Source organism: Tissierella pigra (assembly GCF_009695605.1).
In the GTDB taxonomy this organism is placed as follows: Bacteria; Bacillota; Clostridia; order Tissierellales; family Tissierellaceae; genus Tissierella; species Tissierella pigra.
In genome coordinates, this window is sequence record NZ_VUNQ01000122.1 from 1 (window position 1) to 1,005 (window position 1,005).

Sequence of the window (1,005 nt, forward strand, 5' to 3'; positions counted from 1 at the left end):
CAAAGTTCTCCTTTCATATTCACACCACCTATTATTTTTTATTCTTTAGGTAGTGTTCCCTCTTTGATTAAGAACTCTGTACTTTTTGATTACCTTTTATCTGTATTTTATCATTGTCCTTTACAGTTCCGATAGTTGTTCTTGTCATCAGTATTTCAGTGGGGCATTTATTTTCCGAAGACTATGAAACAGGCTCCTATGAGGTGCTTTATTCCTCCAGATATGGAAGGAATAAACTGTTTTTTGCGAGAATCTTTGCATCATTTCTTTTTATGCTGGGAGTAATGACTGTTTTCCTTGGGGTAGGTATTTTCGGATCGTTTTTCTTTTTGACTATGGATGGGGGGGATTTACCTATTCAAGCGATGAGTACTTTGATTCTTTATCCTTGGACCATTAAGGAAACTTTTGTGTGGCAAGTTGCTCTCATTTGTCTGGGAGGAACAGCAGTGGTGATTTTATCTCTTGCAATTTCACTTTTATCTAAACGGACTTTTGTAAACTACGGAGTACTTCTTGGATTTTATGCTGTGTCTCGTTATTCCAGTATGATGGGAATGGGCGAAAATCGACCCTTAGGACGGATTGTCGTAAGTTTTCCCTTTTGCCTCGGAATGGATTTTGGCTATGAGCGATATCAAGTGTATTACTTTTTCGGGAAACCCATGACCTTTTATGAGTTTGTTCCTGGATTTTATCTCTTGCTTTTGCCATTGGTTGTGCTTTTTCTCTACGTCTTTCAACAGCAACAAGATCAGAAGAAGTAAAGGCATAGGGTTTTCCCTCAAAAGTTTCAAGAAATCTTGAAGATTCTTTAAATTTTTCTTGATAAATGAATGAATATTTTTTGGTACAATAAGTTTACAAGAATCAAGCTTTGGACCTATGTCAATATAGTAGACACATTTTCTCGAACAATTTTTATGCAATATTTTTAGATTTATCTTCCCACTCTTGAGGAGTGATATAGCCCAAAGAGCTATGTATTCTCTCACTGTTATACCA

General features: G+C 36.1%; 2 protein-coding genes. One reads left to right on the forward strand and one right to left on the reverse strand.

From position 1 onward, the window contains the following. Positions 1-113: 113 nt before the first annotated feature. A complete protein-coding gene (locus FYJ83_RS19590) occupies positions 114-767 on the forward strand; it encodes a hypothetical protein (protein ID WP_195838085.1) in 654 nt (217 codons plus the stop codon). Positions 768-921: 154 nt separating this feature from the next. Here FYJ83_RS19590 and FYJ83_RS20600 read toward each other — a convergent pair. After that, on the reverse strand, positions 922-1,005 hold an 84-nt coding region (locus FYJ83_RS20600), incomplete at its 5' end, for an IS3 family transposase (protein WP_412034793.1).